We start from the raw sequence: 19,908 nt of genomic DNA on the forward strand, positions 1-19,908 counted from the left end.
CAGCGTCACTCCTCGGCCGGGCGGCGTACGGTGCCCAGCGCCCCGGCGACGACCGCCCCGAATCCGACCGCCATGAGCGGCATCCCCATCTCGAACGGCAGCTCACCGACCCAGTTGATGCTGTCGCGCTCCGGCAGCGCGCCCAGGCTCACCGCGACCACCGCACCGGCGAGGAACATCCCGGCCACCGCCGCGCCGACCGCGAGCTTGGCGCACGCCACGCTCCGCCCGGCCCAGAGGCCGGCGAGGACGGCGATCACGAGGGACACCACGACCAGCCAGGTCCAGCCGCCCTCGGTCTCCAGGTAGGCCCAGCCCGAGTACGACCACTGGTGGAGGCGGCTGGCGCGGAACCACGGGATCAGGTAGCCGAGCAGCGCGGTGGCGCTGCCGGCCGTGAGCAGCACGTCGGGGGCCGGGCGGTACCAGCGAGGGGAGTCGTCCATGCGTCCGGAAGTTAGCAGTCGACGTCACCGTCGTGAGCGGGCGGCGGATCCGCGCGGACATGGCGGTGACCCGGCCGCTTCGCCGCGACCGGGCCACCGCGCGTGCGTCATCAGCCGCCGAGGCTCGCGGCGGCGGACCGGATCGCCGAGGCGAACGTGCTGACCTGGGTGTAGACGCCGGGGTAGTTGGGGCGGGCGCAGCCGTTGCCCCAGCTCACGATGCCCACCTGGATCCAGGCGCCGGCGGCGTCCCGGCGGAACATCGGGCCACCCGAGTCACCCTGGCAGGTGTCGACACCGCCGCTGGCGTAACCGGCGCAGATCTCCTCGCTGGGGATCACGTCGCCGCCGTAGTAGCGGTTGCAGGTGGTGTCGTCGACGAACGGCACCGTGGCCTTGAGCAGGTAGCGCTGCTGCGCGCCGCCCTCCCGCGCGGCGCCCCAGCCCGCCACCGTGAACGTGCCGTTGTCGTACGCGGTGCTGGTGGCGATGTTGAGCGTGGCGAGCGAGGTGACCGGGGTGGCGAGCCGGATCAGCGCCCAGTCGTCACCGTTGCCGTTGTAGCCGGGGGCCCGGTAGACGTAGTTGGAGCGGACCTGGATCCGGCTGGAGGACTGGAGGTCCACCACGCCCAGCGTCGCGGTGATGCTGGTGTTGGCGCCGGTACGGCCGACGCAGTGGGCGGCGGTGAGGACCAGTCGCGGGCTGTAGAGCGCTCCGCCGCAGCCCATCGAGAGCCGGACCATGAACGGGAACTCGCCCTGCGCGGCCCGGGTGCCGCCGACGACGTACGGCGTCATGTCCCCGGCGGGTGCCGCTGCGGCGGGCGCCACCGCGGTGACCGCTCCCGCGGTGACCACTGCCAGAACGGCCGCCATCCGGCCGAGGAATCTGCGCCAACGGACCATGGTTCCCTCCAGACATCGACGCTGTGCCGCCCCGCCGGGCCGCACTCGCGGTGGCAGGGAGCCTATGGGTAGACATCGATGAACGGCAATGGATGGGGGCATCCCGGCTGCGTCATACGCCGCGCGTGCCGACGCCGTGTCCGGCGCCGGCACGTGTCTCGCGGCGTGGTCAGCACCAGCCGTTGATCGGCCCGTTGACCCCGGTGGAGAGGTAGGCGTCGGACACCCAGCTGCCGTCGCTGAGCCGGTCCCACAGTGCCGTGGTGCCGTACCGGCCGGTGTGCGAGGTGCCGTTGGCGGAGCAGGAGACGGTGACGGTGGCGCCGTCGGCTATCGACCCGACCGCGCCGTATCCCGTGCCGGGGCCGGAGCGCCGGGTCAGCGTGCCACCGCCGTTGGCGTCGACGACTCCCTGGTTGAAGCCGAGCGCGCCGTAGTTGTAGACGCCGCCACCGCCGCCGACGTAGGCGGACCCGTGCCGGGCGCCGCCCTGGTACGCGGCCGCGCCGCTGACGAAGTCCCACTTGCCGATGCCGTGCCCGGCGATCGGCACGTACGCCGAGTTCTGCCGCAGCCCGAAGTGCACGTGCCGGCCGGTGGCGGAGCCGCCGCAGGTGACGTCGGTGCCGGTGTAGCCGAGGTACGCGCCCTGCGCGACGGCGGCGCCGTTGACGGAGATGCTGCTCCACAGGTGGTAGTAGTCGGTCGAGTAGCCCCGGTCGTGGATGACCCGGATCCACCCGGTGCACATCGTGTACGCGGTTCCGGCCCGCGCGGCGCGAACCACCTGGTCACCACCGGCGAGGTCGACCGAACTCCACGGCGCGGCGGCCCCGCCCCAGCCGTGCGGCCCGGAGGTCAGCGTCCACGTCTGCCCGACCGCGAACGGCAGTGCCATGCCGGTGCGGAAGTCCCCGCCCGCGGCCAGTGGCGCGACCGGCGTGCGGAACACGGCCTTCTCGTTCTCGCTCACCAGCGGTGACGCGGCGGCCAGGTCGCCGAACGACGCCTCGCCGTCGAAGGCGACGGTCCAGCCCTTGGTGTCGGACCGGGCGAGGAAGACCGATCCGGTGGGGTGCGCGTCCTCGGACCGGTCGGCCAGCAGTACCGCGGTGCCGAACGCCCACCGGCCGTCGGCGCGGGTGACCGTGACCCGGGTCCGCTGCGGCCCGGCGGTCCGGGTCGCGGCGTCGGCCTGGCCGAGGAGTTTCGCGGTCACCGCGTCGGTGACGGGCGCCGGTGCCGGGCGGGGTGCGGCCGAGGCCGGTGCCGGCACCACGGCCCAGGCACCGATCGTCGCCAGCGTGAAGGAGAGCACGAGCCGTCGCATGGAGCCTCCTATCGACAAGCATCACTGAATGGCGAGGCTATCGAAGGGCATGAAAATTGTCTACGAGTTCTGCACCCTCTGATGAAGGATCTGTGCGCCGGGGGTGTCCGGAAGTGGCTCTTCCGGTGGTGCGGGTTTATCCGCCGCTGGCCGGGTAGCTGACCCGGTATGCGAGTACCGACCCTGGTCAAGACCGCGGCAGCAGTCGCCGCGACCGCCGCCGCGGGCGCCGCCGCCACCTCCACCGGCACCTCGTCGCGCTGGTACCGCCGCCTGCGCAAGCCCGCCTGGCAGCCGCCGTCCACCGCGTTCCCCCTGGTCTGGACCCCGCTGTACGGGCTGATCGCGGTGGCCGGCGCCCGCGCGCTGGACCGCTCCGAGGGGCCCGAGCGCGCCGCCTTCGCGCGCGGCTACGCGCTCAACCTGGCGCTCAACGCCGGCTGGAGCGCCCTGTTCTTCGGCGCCCGCAGGCCCGGAGCCGCACTGGCCGAGATCGCCGCGCTCAACGTGTCCAACCTCGTGCTGCTGGGCCGCGCGGCGCGCACCGACCGTCCCGCCGGGGCGGCACTCGCCCCGTACGTCGCCTGGACCCTCTTCGCCACCGCCCTCAACGGCGCGATCGTCGGCCTCAACCGGGGACGGGGACCGGCGTCCGCGTGATCAAGCGGACGCCGGGCCGGTCGCGCGCCACGACGCCAGGAGCCGTAGCCGATCGGCGTCCGGGCTGCCCGGCTCGGCGGTGAAGACGAGCACGACCGGGCCGGGACTGCCCGGCAGCGGATAGGTGTCCCAGTCCAGGACGATGTCCCCCAGTCCGGGCACCCGGAACGTCTTGGTACCGCTCACCGAGGCGCGCACGTCGTGCCGTGCCCACAGCCGCCGGAACTCCGCGCTGCGGATGCTCAGCTCGCCGACGATCGCGGTGGCGCGGGGATGGGTCGGGTCGTCCGCGACGGCGGCACGCAGCATGCCGATGTAGTCCAGCGCCTGCCGCTCCCAGTCCGGGCAGCTCCGTCCCCCGGTCAGCGCGTCGTCGAACAGCAGCAGGAGCATGTTGAGCCGGCCCGGCGGGTGGTCCGCCGGGTCACCGAGCAGCGCCTGCGCCATCGGGTTCCAGTCGAGCAGGTCCAGATGCCGGCCGAGGACGACAGCCGGCGTGTCCATCACCCGCAGCAGCCGCCGGGTGCCGTCCGGCACCCTCTCCGGCCCTCGGTCGACGCGGGCGGGCACCGGCCGCCGGGCGGCCCGGGCCAGCGTGAACAGGTGCCGGCGTTCGGTGTCGTCCAGACCGAGGGCGCCGGCGAGCGCGTCCAGGACGTCGTCCGAGGGGCGTACCTCCCGGCCCTGCTCCATCCGCTGGTAGTAGTCGGTGCTCAGCCCGGCCAGCAGGGCCAGTTCCTCCCGCCGCAGGCCGGTCACCTTGCGCCGGCCGCCCGGCTCCAGGCCGACGTCGCGGGGGCGCAGCCGGCCGCGCCGGGCGCGGAGGAAGGCGCCCAGCTCGCGTGCGTACGGATGCGGGCTGCTCATGCCGCCAGTCTGCCGTGACGCCGCGCGCCCAGGGTAGGTCCCACGGACCTAGGCAACCGCGAACGACCGAGACACCCCGGACCGCTCCTAGCGTCATCGCTCGACGCCAACCCCGCACCCGAGGAGCAGCAGATGACCGGATGGACCGCCGACCGCATCCCCGACCAGCGCGGCCGGGTCGCCGTCGTGACCGGCGCGAACTCGGGCCTCGGCCTGGTCACCGCCACCGAGCTGGCCCGCCACGGCGCCCACGTCGTGCTGGCGGTGCGGAACACCGCCGCCGGCCGGCAGGCCGCCCGCCGCATCGGCGGCGACACCGAGGTACGCGAGCTGGACCTGGCGAGCCTCGATTCGGTAAGCGCGTTCGCCGCGAAGCTGACCGCCGACCACCCGACGATCGACCTGCTGGTCAACAACGCCGGTGTGGTGCTGCTCGGTCCGCGCCGTACCTCCGCCGACGGCTTCGAACTCCAGTTCGCCACCAACACGCTGGGCCCCTATGCGCTCACCGGCCTGCTGCTGGACGCCCTGGCCGGGGCGCGGGCGGCGCGGGTGGTGAGCCTCAGCTCCCTCACCCACCGCAACGCGCGCCTCGACTTCGGCGACCTGATGTCCGAGCGCGACTACCGGGCCTCTGCCGCGTACGGCCGCTCGAAGCTCGCCACCACCGTCTTCGGCGTCGAGCTGGACCGCCGCCTGCGCGCGGCCGGGTCGCCGGTCGTCAGCGCGCTGGCGCATCCCGGTCTCACCCGCAGCAACCTCACGCCGCGTGCCTGGGCACACCGGGGCCGGCTGGGGCGGGTGATCGGGCGGCTCGGCCTGCTCGCCACCCAGCCGGTCGAGCGGGGCGTCCTGCCGCAGTTGCGGGCCGCGACCGACCCGGAGGTACGCGGCGGTCAGTTCTTCGGCCCGTCCCGCTTCTTCGAGACCTGGGGTCCGGTGACCGAGGCGCGGCTGAGCCGGCAGGCCGCCGACCCGGCCGTGGGTGAGCGCCTCTGGGCTGCGGCGGCGGAGCTGACGGGTATTCGTTATCTCTGAACCGCCGGCGCGCAACGGTGCTGCCGAGTGGGATTTTGCACTCCCAGTGCACTTGTCTGGAGTTTGGCGGCTGCCTAACGTCAGGCCATGGCTGACTCGTGGACGTTCGCTGTGGCCCGTGACGACCTCGCTCGCACCACACTCGTCGACGGCGCCGTGCCCGGCCTCGCCGACGGCGAGGCGCTGCTGCGCGTGGACCGCGTCGGCCTGACCGCCAACAACGTCACCTACGCGGTGCTCGGCGAGGCGATGCGCTACTGGGAGTTCTTCCCGCCGCAGCCCCGTGGGCTCGACGGTGGGTGGGGGCTCCCGCCACTGTGGGGCTTCGCCGAGGTCGTGACGTCCACAGTGGCCGGTGTCGAGCCGGGGCAACGGGTCTACGGCTACCTGCCGCCCGCCGGCCACCTCGTGGTACGCCCGGACCGGGTGGACGCGTCCGGATTCCGGGACGCCAGCCCGCACCGGGCCGGCCTGCCCTCGCCGTACAACTCCTACCGGTCGACCGACGGCGACCCCGCCTACCGGGCGGAGCAGGAGGATCTGCTGATCCTGTTCCGGCCGCTGTTCTTCACCTCGTTCATGCTTGCCGACCAGGTCGTCGACGAGGACGGCTACGGGGCGCGGTCGCTGGTGCTGTCGTCCGCGTCCAGCAAGACGGCGTACGCCGCCGCGTTCGAGCTGCACGGCCGCGGCCCGCGCCTGATCGGGCTCACCTCGCCCGGCAACCTCGCCTTCACCCGGTCGCTGGGCTGCTACGACGAGGTCCTCTCCTACGACGACATCGGCGCGCTCGACGCCGTCCCGACCGTCTACCTCGACCTGTCCGGCTCACCCGCGACCCGCGCCGCCCTGCGGGCGCACCTCGGCGACCTGCTCGTCCGGGACATCGCCGTCGGCCTCACCCAGCAGACGCCGAACGCCGGCGCCGCCGGAGAGGTCTTCTTCGCGCCGGTACGCATCCGCAAGCGGAGCCAGGACTGGGGCCGGACCGGTCTCGACGAACGATTCGCCGACGCCTGGCAGCGGTTCTCCCAGGTGGTGAGCGGATGGCTCGACGTACGGGTCGGCGCCGGCCCGGACGGGCTGCGGGACGCGTGGCTCGACGTCCTCGCGGGCCGGACGCCGCCCCGGGTGGGTCACGTCGTCCAGCTCTGAGAACGTCACCGGTTTCGGCCGTGGCGCGCCCGTCCGGCCGATGCGCGCTAGGCTGTCGGTACGGGGTACCGACGGCTGATCGCCGACCCCTTGCTTCTCCCACGGTTTCCCAGCCGCGATGACTGAGTCGAGCGCTGCCGTGCAGATTTCCTTGGAGCACCACGTGCCCGACAACACTTTCGCCCTGAACCCCTTCCGCGTGGAAGGGCTCGGGGCCACCGACGACGAGCGCAGTCCGATCGCGGACGTCAGCGCCGAATCCATGACGCGTCTGCGGAGCCCGTTCACCGCGGCGAGCACCGCTCGCGAGTCGGCCGGCGCGCCCGTCCGGCGCTAGGCCCGTACCCGGGCGTGTCCGGTCAGCGGTTGACGTAGGCGGCCAGGCCGCCGAGTTCCTCGTTGGCGATGAACACCGAACGGACGTTGATGATCGCCTCCTCGACGTGGACCGGGCAGCCCCACGCCGCGTCGCCCCACGAGTCGGCGATCTTGATCTCGGCGGGTGCCGTGCAGCCGTCGCTGCCGCCGAGCTGACACCGCTCGGGGCGGGGAGAGGCGGCCTGCGCGGCGGCAGCGGTGCGCAGCCGGGCGGTGAGTTCCGCGGCTGCGGCGGCGCGCTGTTCGGCCTCGGCGCGTAGCTCCCGCTCCGCCCGTACCACCCGGGCCAGCTCGTCGTGGGCGGCTCGCGCGCGGGCGTCCGCGGCGGCCTTCGCCTCTTCGATGTGGTGGCGTTCGATGGCCAGGGCGGCGGTGCCGGTGAAGACCCGGGCGAGGGCCAGGTCGGTGTCCCGCGGGACGCGCGGGGTGCGGTGGTACATGGCGAAGGTGCCGAGCAGGCTGCCGTCACGGGCCAGGATCGGCGTGGACCAGCAGGCGGCGAGGCCGGCCCGCTCGGCCAGATCGCGGAAGTCGGCCCAGAACGGGTCGGTGGCGATGTCGGTGACGACGACCGGTTCCCGCCGGTGCGCGGCGGTGCCGCACGAGCCGACACCTTCCCCGGTGGCGATCCCGTCGATGGCCTCGTTGTAGAAGTCGGGCAGGCTGGGCGCGGCGCCGTGGCGCAGGTGCCGGCCGTCCGCGTCGGCGAGCAGGACGGAGACGAGGACCTCCTGCGGTGCGAGGTTCTCGATGCAGCGGGCCATCCCGTCGAGCACCTCGGCCAAAGGCGCCTGCCGGGCGATCTGCTCCAGCATCGCGCGGTGTTCGGCCATCAGCCGTTGCGCCTGCTTGACCTGCGTGGTCTCCACCCCGATCACCCGGATGCCGGTCACCGTGCCGGCGGCGTCGCGACGTGCCTCGTAGGTGAAGTCGAAGAACGACTCCCGCGCCTGCGATCCGGTGCCCAGCATGATCCGGGCGTCATGGCCGGTGTAGGGCTCGCCCGTGCGGTAGACCTCGTCCAGCAGGGCGATGAAGCCCTGGCCGTCCAGTTCCGGCATCAACTCGGCGAGCGGAACGCCGGTGCGTGCGCGTTCCTCGCCGATGGCGGCGAAGAACGCCGGGTTCGCCGCCTCCACCACGTGCGTCGGCCCGGCAAGCGCCGCGAAGACGGCGATGGACTGCCCGAACAGTGTCCGCAGATCCTCGTCGGCGGGCCGCCCGGCGGCCGGTGAATCCGCCGCGGCCGGACGCTGGCCTGGTAGCGCCGTCATGCCTGGTCTTCCTCCCGCGCCGGTTCGTCGGTCGACTGGCGGGCCTTCGCCCGGTGATCACCCCAGATTACGGGGCAGTGGCCGGCGTTCACATCTTGGCATCGACGCCCGCCTCCGTTACCGTCGTGGGAACGCTCCCATGAACTTAGATACGTCTATGTGATCAGGAGGAAACACGACGTGGCTATCCTCTCGTCCCGCCGCGGTTCAGCGGCCATCAGCGTGGCCGCCGTCGCGGGGCTCGCCGCGGCCGGCGTCGGTCTCGCCGTCGACGGCGCGTCCGCCGGCACCGTGTCCGGATCGCTCTACCGCGACCCGTCCTCGGCGGTCGTCCGCTGGGTCGCCGCCAACCCCGGCGACTCGCGTGCCGCAGTCATCCGCGACAAGATCGCCAGTCAGCCGCAGGCCCGCTGGTACGCCAACTTCAACCCGTCGACCATCCAGTCCGAGGTCTCCGGCTTCGTCGGCGCCGCCAACGCGGCGCAGCAGATCCCGGTGCTGTCGGTGTACGAGATCACCAATCGGGACTGCGGCGGCGCCAGCGCCGGTGGCGCGCCGGACCTCAACCAGTACCAGACCTGGGTGTCCAACTTCGCCCGGGGACTCGGCAACCAGACCGTCCTGATCATCCTGGAGACCGACTCGCTGGCGCTCCAGACCTGCCTGAGCACCGGTGAGCTGAACGCCCGCAACCAGGCGCTCACGACGGCGACCCAGACCATCAAGTCGGCGAACCCGAACGCCAAGGTGTACCTCGACGGCGGTCACTCGACCTGGAACAGCGCCAACGACACGGCCAACCGGCTCCGGGCGGCCGGCGTGCAGTACGCCGACGGCTTCTTCACCAACGTGTCGAACTTCAACCCCACCTCAAGCGAGGCGAACTTCGGCCGCGCGGTCATCTCCGCGCTCAACGGAATGGGCATCTCCGGCAAGCGGCAGGTCATCGACACCAGCCGCAACGGGGGAGCCGCCGGGGACTGGTGCGCCGACGACAACACCGATCGGCGCATCGGGCAGTACCCGACGACGAACACCGGCGACGCCAACATCGACGCGTACCTCTGGGTGAAGCCGCCGGGTGAGGCGGACGGCTGCCGCTACACGGCCGGTTCGTTCCAGCCGGACCTGGCCTTCAGCCTGGCCAACGGCGCGCCGAACCCGCCGACCACCGCGCCGCCGACGACCAACCCGCCGACGACCGCGCCGCCGACCACCGCGCCGCCGACGACCGCGCCGCCCACGACGGCGCCCCCGACCACGCCGCCGCCGACCGGTAACGGCTGCTCCGCGTCGGTCGCGATCAACCAGTGGAACGGCGGCTTCACCGCGAGCGTGAACGTCACCGCGGGCTCCGCGGCCATCAACGGCTGGACCGTGACCGTCGCGCTGCCGGGCGGCGCCGCGATCACCGGCACCTGGAACGCCCAGGCCAGCGGCACCAGCGGCACCGTCCGGTTCACGAACGTGGGCTACAACGGGCAGGTCGGCGCCGGCCAGACGACCAACTTCGGCTTCCAGGGCACCGGCACCGGCCAGGGCGCGACCGCGACCTGCGCCGCCTGACCGGACCCGACGCCAGGGCCCGGCGCGGAGGATCGCTCTCCGCGCCGGGTCCTGTCACTTCCCCGCTGATGTCCGCGACGGAGTGACGAACCGCCGCGCACGCCTCAGGTTGAGCGCCAGCTCCTCGCGGTTCTGGTGCGCGTGGCGGATCCACGCGGGCTGGCCGGGGCCGGTACGCCAGGACTCGCTCAGCGGACTGTTGTCCACAGTGTCGAAGCCGAACCGGTCGTAGAGCCGCGTCACGAGTTCGACCGCCTCCGGGTGGTCGCTGGAGACGGACAGCGCCAGCCGGTCCGGCGCGCCGGCGGGCCGGGCCGAGGTGAGCAGCCGCGGCGCCTGGATGTGGGTGAACGCCTTGGCGACCTTCGACGTGGGGAGCTGTTCCTGGCGCAGCTCGTGGACCGTCTTCTCACCCGAGTCGAGCACCGGGATGTTCCCGTCGCGCCAGACCATGTAGTTGTTCGTGTCCAGCACGACCTTGCCGGCCAGCTCCTCGACCGGCATGTCGTTCACGACCTTGAGCGGCACGGCGACGATCGCGAAGTCGCCCGCTGCCGCCGCCTCCGCGGCGTACGCCGCCCGCGCCGACGGCCCGAGTTCGGCCACGAGGTCCGTCAGCGTGTGCGGCCCCCGGGAGTTGGCGATCACGACCGCGTATCCGGCGACTACCGCCGCGCGGGCGAGCTGGCTGCCCACCTCGCCCGCGCCGATGATGCCGATGGTGGTCATCGTCGGTCCCTCAGCGGGCGGCGGTGAGCTGCCGGAGCATCTCGGCCGAGTCGTGCAGGGCGGTCATCTGCACGAACCGCCCGTCGCTGACCTTGTAGATGGCGTACTCGACGATCTCGAACGAGGCGCCGGAGGGCGGTACGCCCAGCCACTCCTTCACCGGCGTGCCGTAGTTGATCGCGCGGACGGCGATCCGGTCGCGGTCGAACAGCAGCTCCTCGACCTTCCAGCGGAGGTCCGGAACGGCGTCCACGTCATGCTTCTGCACCGCGATGACGTCGTCCCGGGTGCCCGGCTCGCCGTTCAGCACCACCGTGTCGTTGATGAACTCGTCCATGCCGTCGAACTCGTGGGCGTTGAGCGCGGCGACGTAGCGCAGGTACCAGTTGCGGAGATCGTTCTGAGTCATGTCACTTTCCCTCTGATGTGCGGGTGATGTGCGGACCCCGGCCGGGTCGCGGTCGGGGCGGACGGCTACCAGCTCAGGAGCCCGGAGTCGTCCTGGAGGGTTCCGGTCGGGCCGTCGGGGGGCAGCGTCGCCAGGCGTACGACGGTCCGGGCGCTCTCCGCCGGGGTCCTGCCGCCGCCGATCGCGGCGGTCAGGTCGGTGGCGGTGTAGCCCGGCTCGACCGCGTTGAACCTGATCCCCGGCTGGGACTTGGCGTACTGGACGGTGATCATCGTGGCGGCGGACTTCGACGCCGAGTAGAGCGGCGACGTCAGGTGGTACTCCGGCCGGTCGGGGTTGTTGACCGCCCAGAAGGAGCCGGCGCTGCTCGACACCGTGACCACTGTCGGATTGGACGACCGGCGCAGCAGGGGCAGCGCCGCCTCGGTGACCCGGACGATGCCGACCGCGTTGGTGTCGAAGACGCGCAGGGCGGTCGGGCCGTCGACGACGCCGTTCTCGGCGATGCCCGCGTTGTGGACGAGGACGTCCAGCCGCCCCTCGTCGGCGTCGATGGTCGCCAGCGCCCTGGCCACCGAGGCGTCGTCGGTCACGTCGAGCGGCACGAAGCGTGCCCCCAGCGCCGAGGCGGTCTCCTCGCCTCGCCTGGGGTCGCGCGCTCCGACGTAGACGACGTGCCCCAGATCGAGAAGCTGTCTGGCGGTCGCGAAACCGATGCCCTTGTTCGCGCCGGTGATCAACGTGATGGTCATGCTCTTCCCTCATGCCGCAGTTTTGTACTGATCGGTTCGTGATCACCGTAGCAGCTTTCTGTACCGATCGGTTCGTGGCTTGGGTCACTTCTGTACCGAGCGGTATAGTCGAGGCATGGGCACTGAGACTCCGACCCCGGGGCGGCCGCGCGCCTTCGACGAGCAGACGGTCCTCGACCGCGCCGCCGAGGTCTTCTGGCAGCAGGGCTACGAGGGCGCGTCGCTGAGCTCACTCACCAGGGCGATGGGCATCAACCGCCCGAGCCTGTACGCCGCGTTCGGCAGCAAGGAAGAGCTGTTCAAGCGGGCCTTCGACCGCTACCACGAGACCAACCTCGCGAACGCCCGCGCCGCCCTCGACCAGCCGACCGCGTACGCCGCGATCGAAGCCTTCCTGCGCGCCAGCGCCGACAACCTGACCGCGGGCGGCCACCCCGCCGGCTGCCTCTCCATCCAGGGCGGCCTGGCCTGCTCCCCGGAGAACGCCCGGATCTCCGAGATCCTCGCCGCCGGCCGGGCGGCCACCGAGGCCGCGCTCGAAGAGCGGCTGGCCCGCGCGGCGAAGGAGGGGGACCTCCCCGACGGCCTGGACAGCCGGGCGCTCGCGCGTTTCGTGATGGCGCTCAGCGAGGGTCACGCCGTCCATGCCGCGGCCGGCGCGAGCCGCGAGGACCTCCAAGCCTCCGTCGACGTCGCCATGCGGGCGGTAGCAGCACTCCACCCCGGTTCCGGAGAGTAACCCGCTGAGTTCACTCAGCTACTTCTCAGGTGGCGTTGGTAGCTTCCCCGCTCGACGGCTTCCATTATGGACGCCGTTGATCTCGTTGCGGCACAAGGGTTTCACGTGAATTCCTCACGATCCTGGTGTCGCGCGTCGGCGGTCGTCGAGGGAGGGGTTCGTGGTGTTCAAGAAGATGCTGGGCGCGTTCGGGGTGGGCGGTCCGAGCGTCGATACGGTCCTGTCCAATCCGAGCACGCGCCCGGGGCTCATGCTGGGCGGGCAGGTGAACCTGACCGGCGGCAGCCATGACGTGGAGATCGACCACATCACCGTCGGGCTGGTCACCCGCGTCGAGATCGACGGCGCGGAGGAGGAGTACGACGCCCTCGTCGAGTTCCACCGCGTCCAGGTGGCGGGTGGTCTGCACCTGCGTGAGGGTCAGCAGTTGTCGCTGCCGTTCCAGGTGGCGATGCCGTGGGAGAGCCCGGTGACCGACCTGTACGGGCAGCACCTGCACGGCATGACGATGGGCCTGCGCACCGAGGTGGCGATCCGCGGCGCGATCGACAAGGGCGACCTGGACCCGGTGTACGTGCACCCGCTGCCGGTGCAGGAGCGCATCCTCGAGGCGTTCGGCCGGCTCGGCTTCGGGTTCAAGGGCGCCGACCTGGAACGCGGGCACATCTCCGGGCTGCACCAGAATCTGCCGTTCTACCAGGAGGTCGAGTTCTACGCCGCCCCGCAGTACGCCCACGACGTCAACGAGGTCGAGCTGACCTTCGTGGCGAACGAGCACGGCGTCGACGTGGTGCTGGAGTTCGACAAGCGCGACGGCCTCTTCACCGGCGGCCACGACTCGTACGGCCGCTACCACGCCGCGCACGCCGACGCCGACCGCGTGGACTGGGCCGCGCAGGTCGACACCTGGGTCCGCCAGGCCCTCGACGGCTACCAGAGCCTGCACGTCGGCCACGGCTACGCCCCGCCCGCCCAGGGCTACGGCGCGCCCGGCTACCCGCCCCCGCCGCCCGGCTACGGGCACGCCCCGTACGGCCACCCGGGCGGTCACCACAAGGAGCACCACCACCAGGAGCACCACGGCGGTCCCGGCATGGGTGCCGTTGCCGCGGGCGTGGTGGGCGGCGCCGCCCTGGGCTTCGCCGGCGGCATGGTCGCCGACGAGGTCTTCGACTCCTTCGGCGACGACGAGGGCGGCGACGAGGAGGCGTGAGTCAGTCCTCGTCCAAAGTGGACTGACGCGCCCGCTCCGTGATCTAATTCGGCTGTTCTTGTCCGTAGACTATCGGTTTCCACCGATCGCGCGTTCGACATCACCACCGTCGGCGACCTGGGCCGTAACCCGTACTTCCGGACCGCCAACGCCCTGGTCGCCCTGACCGGCGCCAAGTAGCACCACCGCCGGCGAGCCCTACAACACACCCGATCCGGCCGGCTACCGCACCAGTGGACCGACCTGCTGTGCGGTGAACCGGACGAAGCCCTCGAGGTCGGGTTCGTCAGCGGTGGGCTGCAGGATCACGGCGTCGGCTCCGGCGTCCCGGTAACGGTTCACGACAGCGGCAACGGCGGCTGCGTCGCCGACCGCTGTGGCGTCCCAGCCGTCCGACTCGTCCCAGGACTCCAGCTCGCGTGCCATGCGCGCCTCGGCGTCGGGGCCGGTCGCCGCATGGACGTATACGGTGACGTCCTTGGCCGTCGACCTGACGGCGGCCACCTCCTGCGGAGGCGTGCCGGCGGTCAGCAGGATCCCGTCGGCGACCTCGCAGGCGAGAGCACGCGTCTTCGGCCCGGTCGCGCCGGCGTAGATCCGGGCCGTGCCCAGCGGCGGGTAGTCCAGCTTGACCTTGTCGAGCTTGACGTAGCGACCCGACGTCGTGACCGTCTCGCCGGCCAGCAGCGCCTTCAACGCCTCGACGTGCTCGCGCAGCAGCGTCAGCGGCGAGCCCACCCGCGCGCCGACCTGCTCCATCCAGTCCTGGACGCCGTGGCCCACGGTGAGCAGCACCCGGTCGGGGAAGAGCCGGTGCAGCGTGGCGGCCTCCATGGCGAGTGCCGCGACGTTGCGGAACGGCACCGGCATCAGCCCGATGCCCACCGCCAGCCGGTCGGTCCAGGCCAGGGCCGCGGCGGCGGTGGCGATGCCGCTTTCGAGGAAACAGTCCTCCCAGAGCCACAACTGGTCGAGGCCGGCTTCGTCGGCGGCGCGTGCGACCGAGCGGAGGCGTTCGGGTGGATTCTGGGGCCGGAACACCACACCGAGAGTCGTCATGACAGCCAAGCCTAGCCGCGGAGTGGCCCACCACCCTCTGTCCGGGAGGGCGACCCGCTCAGCGTGGCCCGCCCGGCCCGACCAGGCCGGTTTCGTAGGCGACGATGACCAGTTGAGCCCGGTCACGTACCGCCAGCTTGGTCAGTAGCCGCCCGACGTGCGTCTTCACGGTGGCCAGGCTGAGACCGAGGTGCCCGGCCAACTCCGCGTTGGACAGACCCCGGCCGATCAGCGTGAGCACTTCCCGTTCCCGCTCGGTCACCCCGTCCAGCCGTCGCGGCAGCGGCCGGGCCGGCTCGGGCCGACGTGCGAACTCGTCGATCAGCCGGCGGGTCACCGTCGGCGCGAGCAGCCCTTCGCCCGCGGCCACCACCCGGATGCCGGCCAGCAGGTCCGCCGGCGGGGTGTCCTTGAGCAGGAACCCGCTGGCTCCGGCGCGCAGCGCCCCGTAGACGTACTCGTCCAGGTCGAACGTGGTCAGGATGACGACCCGGGTGCCGGCGGTGGCGGGGTCGCCGCAGATCCGCCGGGTCGCCTCGATGCCGTCCATCTCCGGCATCCGCACGTCCATCAGCACCACGTCCGGCCGGTGCTCGGCGGTCAGCGCCACAGCCTCCACGCCGGTGCCCGCCTCACCGACAGTGGTGAAGTCCGGGGTCGAGTCGACCAACAGCCGGAAGCTGCCACGCAGCAGCGCCTGGTCGTCGGCGATCAGCACCCGGATCACGCGGCCCCCCGGTAGGGCAGAGTGGCCGTCACGGTGTAGCCGCCGCCGGAGCGCGGCCCGGCGTGGAACTCGCCCCCGTGCAACGTCACCCGTTCCCGCATGCCGATCAGCCCGTGTCCCGTCCCGTTGTTCAGGACCGGCCGGCGGCCGTCGTCGGTCACTTCGACCCTGACCTCGCGAGGCGTGACGGTCACCGTCGCCCGGCACGCGGCCGGCCCCGCGTGTTTCACCACGTTGGTCACCGCCTCCTGCACGATCCGGTAGACCGTCAGTCCCACCGACTCCGGCACCGCGCCGGACGGTTCCTCCCGCCGTACGTCGAGCCGTACGTCGACCCCGCCGATCGCCGCCTGCCGGGCGAGCGCGGGCAGTTCGTCGAGCCCGGGCGCCGGGGCGTACGGGGCGTCCTCGCGCAGTGCGCCGAGCACCCGGCGTACGTCGGTCAGCGCGTTGCGGCCGGTCTCCTCGATCACCCGCAGCGCCGCCCCCGCCTCGCGGGGGTCGGTCTCGGCGACGTGGTTTGCGACAGCCGCCTTCACCACGATGAGGCTCAGGGTGTGGGCGACCACGTCGTGCAGCTCCCGCGTCACCCGCAACCGCTCCTCGGCGGCGGCTTGACGGACCAGGTGCTCGCCCTGCCGGGCGGCGAGGGCGCGTCGCTCGCGGACCAGCCACCCGATCGCCCAGGCGGGCGCGATCATGACGGCGCCGTAGACGACGGCACCCGTCCGCGACCACAGATCACCCCCGGTCAGCGCCAGCGCGACGCTCACCAGAGCGAGACAACCGGCGGCACTGGGCAGCGACCGGCGGGTGGTCGTCGACACGGCCACCGTGTAGAAGGACAGACCGACGGCGAGTCCCGGCGCGGCGGCGGCGTAGTTGGGGATCACGCCGGTGATCAGGGCGACTGTGGCGACGGAGCTGATCACGGCGGCGACGGTGATCGGCCACCGGCGCCGGACGGCCAGCGGCAGCCCGAGGGCGAACCCGACCAGCACCGACACCCAGAGCGGCTCGCGTACGCCACCGTGCAGCGGCGACTCCAGCGCCGCATACGGACCGAGCAGCCCGCCGACCGCCACGGCGAGCACGGCGTCCACGATGTACAGCTCCACCGGCCGCAGTCGCCGGGTCAGCAGGGGAGCGGTCACCTGCACGACGGTATCGGCTGACCGGGCCGGACGCGTCCACCCGCGGGTCGTCATCCCGGAGGACGACGTACCGGCGATCGCGGGCCTTCGCCTCCGACCGGGGAAGGGCCGGAAAATGTCCGCGCCGGCACGACGCGCGGCACCCACCACGCCGGGCACCGTGGCGGTCATGACCACACACACGGTGACCCTGACGGGGCTGCGCGCGGTGTACGGCACCGGGACCCGGGGGGTGACGGCGCTCGACGGCGTGACGACCGGCTTCGCGAGCGGCACGTTCACTGCGGTGATGGGCCCTTCGGGCTCGGGCAAGTCCACCCTGCTGCACTGCGCGGCGGGACTGGACCGCCCGACCGAGGGGACCGTCACGATCGACGGCACCCGCCTCGACGACCTGGGTGAGGACGAACTGACCCGGCTGCGTCGGGATCGGATCGGGTTCGTGTTCCAGGCGTTCAACCTGGTGTCCACGCTGACCGCGGCGCAGAACGTCGAGTTGCCGCTGCGGCTGGCCGGCCGCCGCCCGCCGGCCCGGGACGTCGCCGCCGCGCTCGACGCGGTGGGGTTGGCCGACCGGGCCGGGCACCGGCCGAGTGAGCTGTCCGGTGGCGAGCAGCAGCGTGTCGCCGTGGCCCGAGCGTTGATCACCCGCCCGGCGGTGGTCTTCGCCGACGAGCCGACCGGCGCGCTGGACAGCGCGGCCTCCCGGCAGGTGCTCCGACTGCTGCGCGCACTCGTCGACGACCACGGGCAGACCGTCGTGATGGTGACCCACGATCCCGCCGCCGCCGCGTACGCCGATCGGGTCCTGCTGCTCGCCGACGGCCGCATCGTCGACGAGTTCGACGGCGGGATCACCGCGGCGGTGGTCGCCGCCCGGATCGCCGAGCGTGCGGCCGTCCCCTCCCGGCACGCGGCGACGCCTGCGGGGCCGTCGTGCTGAGCATCCGGCGGTCGCTGAGCGCGTTCGTGGCCGTGGCCATCGGGGTCACGCTGGTAGCGGCGGCCACGCTGCTTCTCGCCTCCGGGCACCCCCAGGTGCCGGATCGGCTCGCGCGGGCGGCGGTCGTGGTGCAGAGCCCCGAAGCGGGCGCTTCGGCCGACTCGTTCGTGCCGACGCGGCCCTGGTCCGCGACCACGACGGCGGAGCTCGTCCGCCGCCTGGCCGCCCTGCCCGGGGTCGCGGCGGCCGTGCCGGACCGGACCTTCTACGCGCAGCCGCTCGTCGACGGCCGCCCCGCGGGCACCGACGGCCGGCGGGAGGACGCCCACCAGGGGCACGGCTGGTCCAGCGCCCGGCTCGGTGGACTGCGCCTCACCGACGGCGAGCCGCCCCGCAGGCCCGGCGAGGTGGTCGTGGACCGTGCACTCGGGCTGCGCCCCGGCGTGCCGGTGGCCCTGCTGACGGCGGCCGGCCCGCAGCCGTACACCGTCACCGGTCTGGTCGACGGGCCCGGCGTCCATGTCGCCGACGACGTGGCCGCCACGCTCGCGCCCGGCGTCCGGGCCGTCGGGCTGGTGCTCGCGGCGGGCGCCGACCCCGAGCGGGTCGCCACGGCGGCTCGCGGAATCGTCGGCGCGGACGGATCGGTTCTGACCGGCGACGCGCGTGGCGCGCTGGAGCCCCGCAACGACGCCCGCACCCGCTGGATCGGCATGCAGGTGCTCACCGCCACGGCGGCCCTCGCCGGCTTCGTCACGGTGTTCGTCGTGGCCTCCACCTTCGCGTTCACCGTCGCGCAGCGCCGCCGTGAGCTGGGCCTGCTGCGCGCCGTCGGCGCCACCGGCCGCCAGGTCCGCCGCATGGTGTACGGCGAGGCGCTCGTCGTCGGCACCGCGGGCGGGATCGCCGGCCTCCTGGCGGGCGGAGGGCTCGCGCCGCTGCTGGGCCGGCTTCTCGTCGACGCCGGATTCGAACCGTCGACCTTCCGGGTCGGGTACGAACACTGGCCGGTCGCGCTCTCGCTCGTCGCCGGCCCGGTGATCTCGCTGCTGGCCGTCTGGTCGGCCTCGCGCCGGGCGGCACGGATCCGACCGTTGGAGGCGTTACGCGAAGCGGCGGTCGAGCAGCGACCGATCGGACGGCTGCGCATCGCCACCGGTGCGCTGCTCGTCGCGGTGGGGGTCGCGCTCAGCGTCGGTACGGCGACCGCCGACGAGGCCCGCGTCGCGGCGCAGTACGCCCTGTACGCGGTGATGGCGCTGGTGGCCGGTGCCACAGTGCTGGCCCCTGCGGCCGTCGGCCCGCTGGTGCGGATGCTGCGGTGGCCGGTGCGTCGACCGGGGGGCGCGATCGGGATGCTGGTCCGGGCCGGAGCGTCGACCGCGACCCGGCGGACGGCTTCGATCGCCGCCCCGGTGCTGCTCACTGTCGCGTTCGCGGTGCTGGTCGCCGGAATGGTGCGCACCACCACGGCTGCCTACGCGGCGGGCCGGGCCGACAACGTCAACGCCGGCTGGATCGTCGTGCCCGACCGCGCACCGGGCCTGTCGGACCAGGCCGTCGCGGCGATCGGGGGCACGGCCCTCCTCCCGACGACGGTCTTCGAGAACTACCCGAAGTCGTCGCCGGAGAACCGGCCACTGACCGCGCTCGGCGTGGACCCGGCGGGCTTCGCCGCCGCGAACCGGGCACTCACCGTCGTCGCCGGCACACTGGACGACCTGAGCGGCGACGACACGGTGGTCCTTCCCGCCTCGGCGAACCGGCGGCCGACCGAGCCGTACGCGCTGGTCTTCGCCGACGGGGAGGTGGTGTCCCTGCGCGTCGTCGCGGTCGTCACCGACGACTCGATCCCCGGCGACCTGCTCCTGCCCCGATCCGTGGTGCGGGCGCACGACCCCTCGGCGCTCACCTCCGCGGTGTACGTCCAGGACCGGATCGACCCCCCGCTCGGCGGGAGGATCGTGGACGTGGCCGGGTGGGCGGCCGAGGCGGACCGTGCCGAGGATCGCCTCGTCTGGCTCTTCACGCTGCTACTGATCGGTGTCTCGGCCGGCTACGGGGCTGTCGCGGTGGCGAACACGTTGCTGATGGCCGCCGCCGGCCGGGTGGCCGACCTGCGGCTGATCCGGTTGGCCGGTGCCACCCGAAGGCAGGTCGTCTGGCTGGTCACGGCCGAGTCCGCCCTGGTGGTGCTGCTCGGTGCGCTGCTCGGCGGGGCTGTCGCCTTCGTCGGTCTGCTGAGCATCCGCGCCGGCCTCGCCGAGCAGGCCGGCGTACCGGTCGACCTGGTGGTGCCGTGGTCGGTGGTCGGCGGGGTGGTGGGGCTCTGCCTGCTCCTGGCGATGCTGGCGAGCGCACTGCCAACCTGGCGGTCGCTGAGCCGTCCTGCCGCGCGGTCTGTCGGGTTGGGGTGAACCCGCACCACCGTCTCCCAGGACCGAGGTTCGTGTGCTCCGGGTTGGTCCTGGGCTGGGACAACGCTGGTTCGGGGACGTGGGTGAACGTCGGCCGCTCCCTGCCACCTCGGGTGAACCCCCAGGTCGCTAGACTGGGCGCTC

At 72.8% G+C, this 19,908-nt stretch carries 20 protein-coding genes; 9 read left to right on the forward strand and 11 right to left on the reverse strand.

Annotated features, from left to right (window positions below):
- Window positions 1–5: 5 nt before the first annotated feature.
- The 3 genes from ACN27D_RS17620 to ACN27D_RS17630 form a co-directional block, all read right to left on the reverse strand.
- The gene (locus ACN27D_RS17620) at window positions 6–446 is read right to left on the reverse strand and encodes a hypothetical protein (RefSeq protein WP_358171210.1); all 441 of its coding nucleotides are present in this window, start codon (window positions 444–446) and stop codon (window positions 6–8) included.
- 110 nt (window positions 447–556) lie between these two features.
- On the reverse strand, window positions 557–1,354 hold the full coding sequence (locus tag ACN27D_RS17625; protein ID WP_357793836.1) for a S1 family peptidase: 798 nt from the start codon (window positions 1,352–1,354) through the stop codon (window positions 557–559).
- A 169-nt stretch (window positions 1,355–1,523) separates the two neighbouring features.
- Window positions 1,524–2,684 (reverse strand): peptidoglycan DD-metalloendopeptidase family protein, encoded by a 1,161-nt coding sequence (locus ACN27D_RS17630; RefSeq protein WP_121684446.1) that lies wholly within the window; start codon window positions 2,682–2,684, stop codon window positions 1,524–1,526.
- A 168-nt stretch (window positions 2,685–2,852) separates the two neighbouring features.
- On the opposite strand from ACN27D_RS17630, the gene ACN27D_RS17635 reads away from it, so the two are divergent.
- Window positions 2,853–3,344 carry a TspO/MBR family protein gene (locus ACN27D_RS17635; RefSeq protein ID WP_421499514.1) on the forward strand — a complete coding sequence of 164 codons (492 nt, stop codon included), beginning with the start codon at window positions 2,853–2,855 and terminating at the stop codon, window positions 3,342–3,344.
- Here ACN27D_RS17635 and ACN27D_RS17640 read toward each other — a convergent pair whose 3' ends face one another.
- Window positions 3,345–4,211, reverse strand: coding sequence for a helix-turn-helix transcriptional regulator (locus ACN27D_RS17640; protein ID WP_421499515.1), 867 nt, complete (start codon window positions 4,209–4,211; stop codon window positions 3,345–3,347).
- 132 nt (window positions 4,212–4,343) lie between these two features.
- Here ACN27D_RS17640 and ACN27D_RS17645 point away from each other — a divergent pair, with 132 nt between their 5' ends.
- The 3 genes from ACN27D_RS17645 (at window position 4,344) to ACN27D_RS17655 (ending at window position 6,741) form a co-directional block, all read left to right on the forward strand.
- Window positions 4,344–5,249 (forward strand): oxidoreductase, encoded by a 906-nt coding sequence (locus ACN27D_RS17645; RefSeq protein ID WP_421499516.1) that lies wholly within the window; start codon window positions 4,344–4,346, stop codon window positions 5,247–5,249.
- 87 nt (window positions 5,250–5,336) lie between these two features.
- Window positions 5,337–6,404, forward strand: a complete 1,068-nt coding sequence (locus ACN27D_RS17650; RefSeq protein WP_421499517.1) for a DUF2855 family protein — start codon at window positions 5,337–5,339, stop codon at window positions 6,402–6,404.
- Window positions 6,405–6,522: 118 nt separating this feature from the next.
- Window positions 6,523–6,741 (forward strand): hypothetical protein, encoded by a 219-nt coding sequence (locus ACN27D_RS17655; RefSeq protein ID WP_358171219.1) that lies wholly within the window; start codon window positions 6,523–6,525, stop codon window positions 6,739–6,741.
- Window positions 6,742–6,763: 22 nt separating this feature from the next.
- On the opposite strand, the gene ACN27D_RS17660 is transcribed toward ACN27D_RS17655, so the two are convergent.
- Window positions 6,764–8,056 carry a GAF domain-containing protein gene (locus ACN27D_RS17660; protein ID WP_421499518.1) on the reverse strand — a complete coding sequence of 431 codons (1,293 nt, stop codon included), beginning with the start codon at window positions 8,054–8,056 and terminating at the stop codon, window positions 6,764–6,766.
- Window positions 8,057–8,236: 180 nt separating this feature from the next.
- Between ACN27D_RS17660 and ACN27D_RS17665 the strand changes: the two genes are divergently transcribed.
- On the forward strand, window positions 8,237–9,622 hold the full coding sequence (locus ACN27D_RS17665) for a glycoside hydrolase family 6 protein (protein WP_421499519.1): 1,386 nt from the start codon (window positions 8,237–8,239) through the stop codon (window positions 9,620–9,622).
- Between the two features lie 54 nt (window positions 9,623–9,676).
- Here the strand turns inward: ACN27D_RS17665 and ACN27D_RS17670 are convergent, their stop codons facing one another.
- From ACN27D_RS17670 to ACN27D_RS17680, 3 genes are all read right to left on the reverse strand, one after another.
- Window positions 9,677–10,351 carry an NADPH-dependent F420 reductase gene (locus ACN27D_RS17670; protein ID WP_421499520.1) on the reverse strand — a complete coding sequence of 225 codons (675 nt, stop codon included), beginning with the start codon at window positions 10,349–10,351 and terminating at the stop codon, window positions 9,677–9,679.
- Between the two features lie 10 nt (window positions 10,352–10,361).
- A complete protein-coding gene (locus ACN27D_RS17675) occupies window positions 10,362–10,760 on the reverse strand; it encodes an ester cyclase (RefSeq protein WP_421499521.1) in 399 nt (132 codons plus the stop codon).
- Between the two features lie 65 nt (window positions 10,761–10,825).
- Window positions 10,826–11,512 (reverse strand): SDR family NAD(P)-dependent oxidoreductase, encoded by a 687-nt coding sequence (locus tag ACN27D_RS17680; RefSeq protein ID WP_421499522.1) that lies wholly within the window; start codon window positions 11,510–11,512, stop codon window positions 10,826–10,828.
- 115 nt (window positions 11,513–11,627) lie between these two features.
- Between ACN27D_RS17680 and ACN27D_RS17685 the strand changes: the two genes are divergently transcribed.
- Complete coding sequence (locus ACN27D_RS17685; RefSeq protein ID WP_358171224.1) at window positions 11,628–12,251, forward strand: TetR/AcrR family transcriptional regulator; 624 nt, start codon at window positions 11,628–11,630, stop codon at window positions 12,249–12,251.
- A gap of 160 nt (window positions 12,252–12,411) precedes the next feature.
- Window positions 12,412–13,464: a sporulation protein gene (locus ACN27D_RS17690; RefSeq protein ID WP_421499523.1), complete on the forward strand. Its 1,053-nt coding sequence runs from the start codon at window positions 12,412–12,414 to the stop codon at window positions 13,462–13,464.
- Between the two features lie 222 nt (window positions 13,465–13,686).
- Here ACN27D_RS17690 and ACN27D_RS17695 read toward each other — a convergent pair whose 3' ends face one another.
- Genes ACN27D_RS17695 through ACN27D_RS17705 form a run of 3 tightly spaced genes read right to left on the reverse strand, consistent with a single transcriptional unit; the run spans window position 13,687 to window position 16,404 of the window.
- Complete coding sequence (locus tag ACN27D_RS17695) at window positions 13,687–14,523, reverse strand: LLM class flavin-dependent oxidoreductase (RefSeq protein ID WP_421499524.1); 837 nt, start codon at window positions 14,521–14,523, stop codon at window positions 13,687–13,689.
- Between the two features lie 58 nt (window positions 14,524–14,581).
- Window positions 14,582–15,250: a response regulator transcription factor gene (locus ACN27D_RS17700; protein ID WP_358171229.1), complete on the reverse strand. Its 669-nt coding sequence runs from the start codon at window positions 15,248–15,250 to the stop codon at window positions 14,582–14,584.
- Entirely contained in the window at window positions 15,247–16,404 is a 1,158-nt protein-coding gene (locus ACN27D_RS17705) for a sensor histidine kinase (protein WP_421499525.1), read from the reverse strand. Before ACN27D_RS17705 ends, ACN27D_RS17700 begins: the two co-directional genes overlap by 4 nt.
- A gap of 169 nt (window positions 16,405–16,573) precedes the next feature.
- Here ACN27D_RS17705 and ACN27D_RS17710 point away from each other — a divergent pair, with 169 nt between their 5' ends.
- Together ACN27D_RS17710 and ACN27D_RS17715 are read left to right on the forward strand one after the other, a co-directional pair.
- The gene (locus ACN27D_RS17710) at window positions 16,574–17,347 is read left to right on the forward strand and encodes an ABC transporter ATP-binding protein (protein WP_421499526.1); all 774 of its coding nucleotides are present in this window, start codon (window positions 16,574–16,576) and stop codon (window positions 17,345–17,347) included.
- Complete coding sequence (locus ACN27D_RS17715) at window positions 17,341–19,764, forward strand: FtsX-like permease family protein (RefSeq protein WP_421499527.1); 2,424 nt, start codon at window positions 17,341–17,343, stop codon at window positions 19,762–19,764. Before ACN27D_RS17710 ends, ACN27D_RS17715 begins: the two co-directional genes overlap by 7 nt.
- Window positions 19,765–19,908 lie beyond the last annotated feature (144 nt).

The sequence above is a fragment of the Micromonospora sp. WMMD1274 genome, from assembly GCF_049179035.1.
Taxonomy (GTDB): Bacteria; Actinomycetota; Actinomycetes; order Mycobacteriales; family Micromonosporaceae; genus Micromonospora; species Micromonospora tulbaghiae.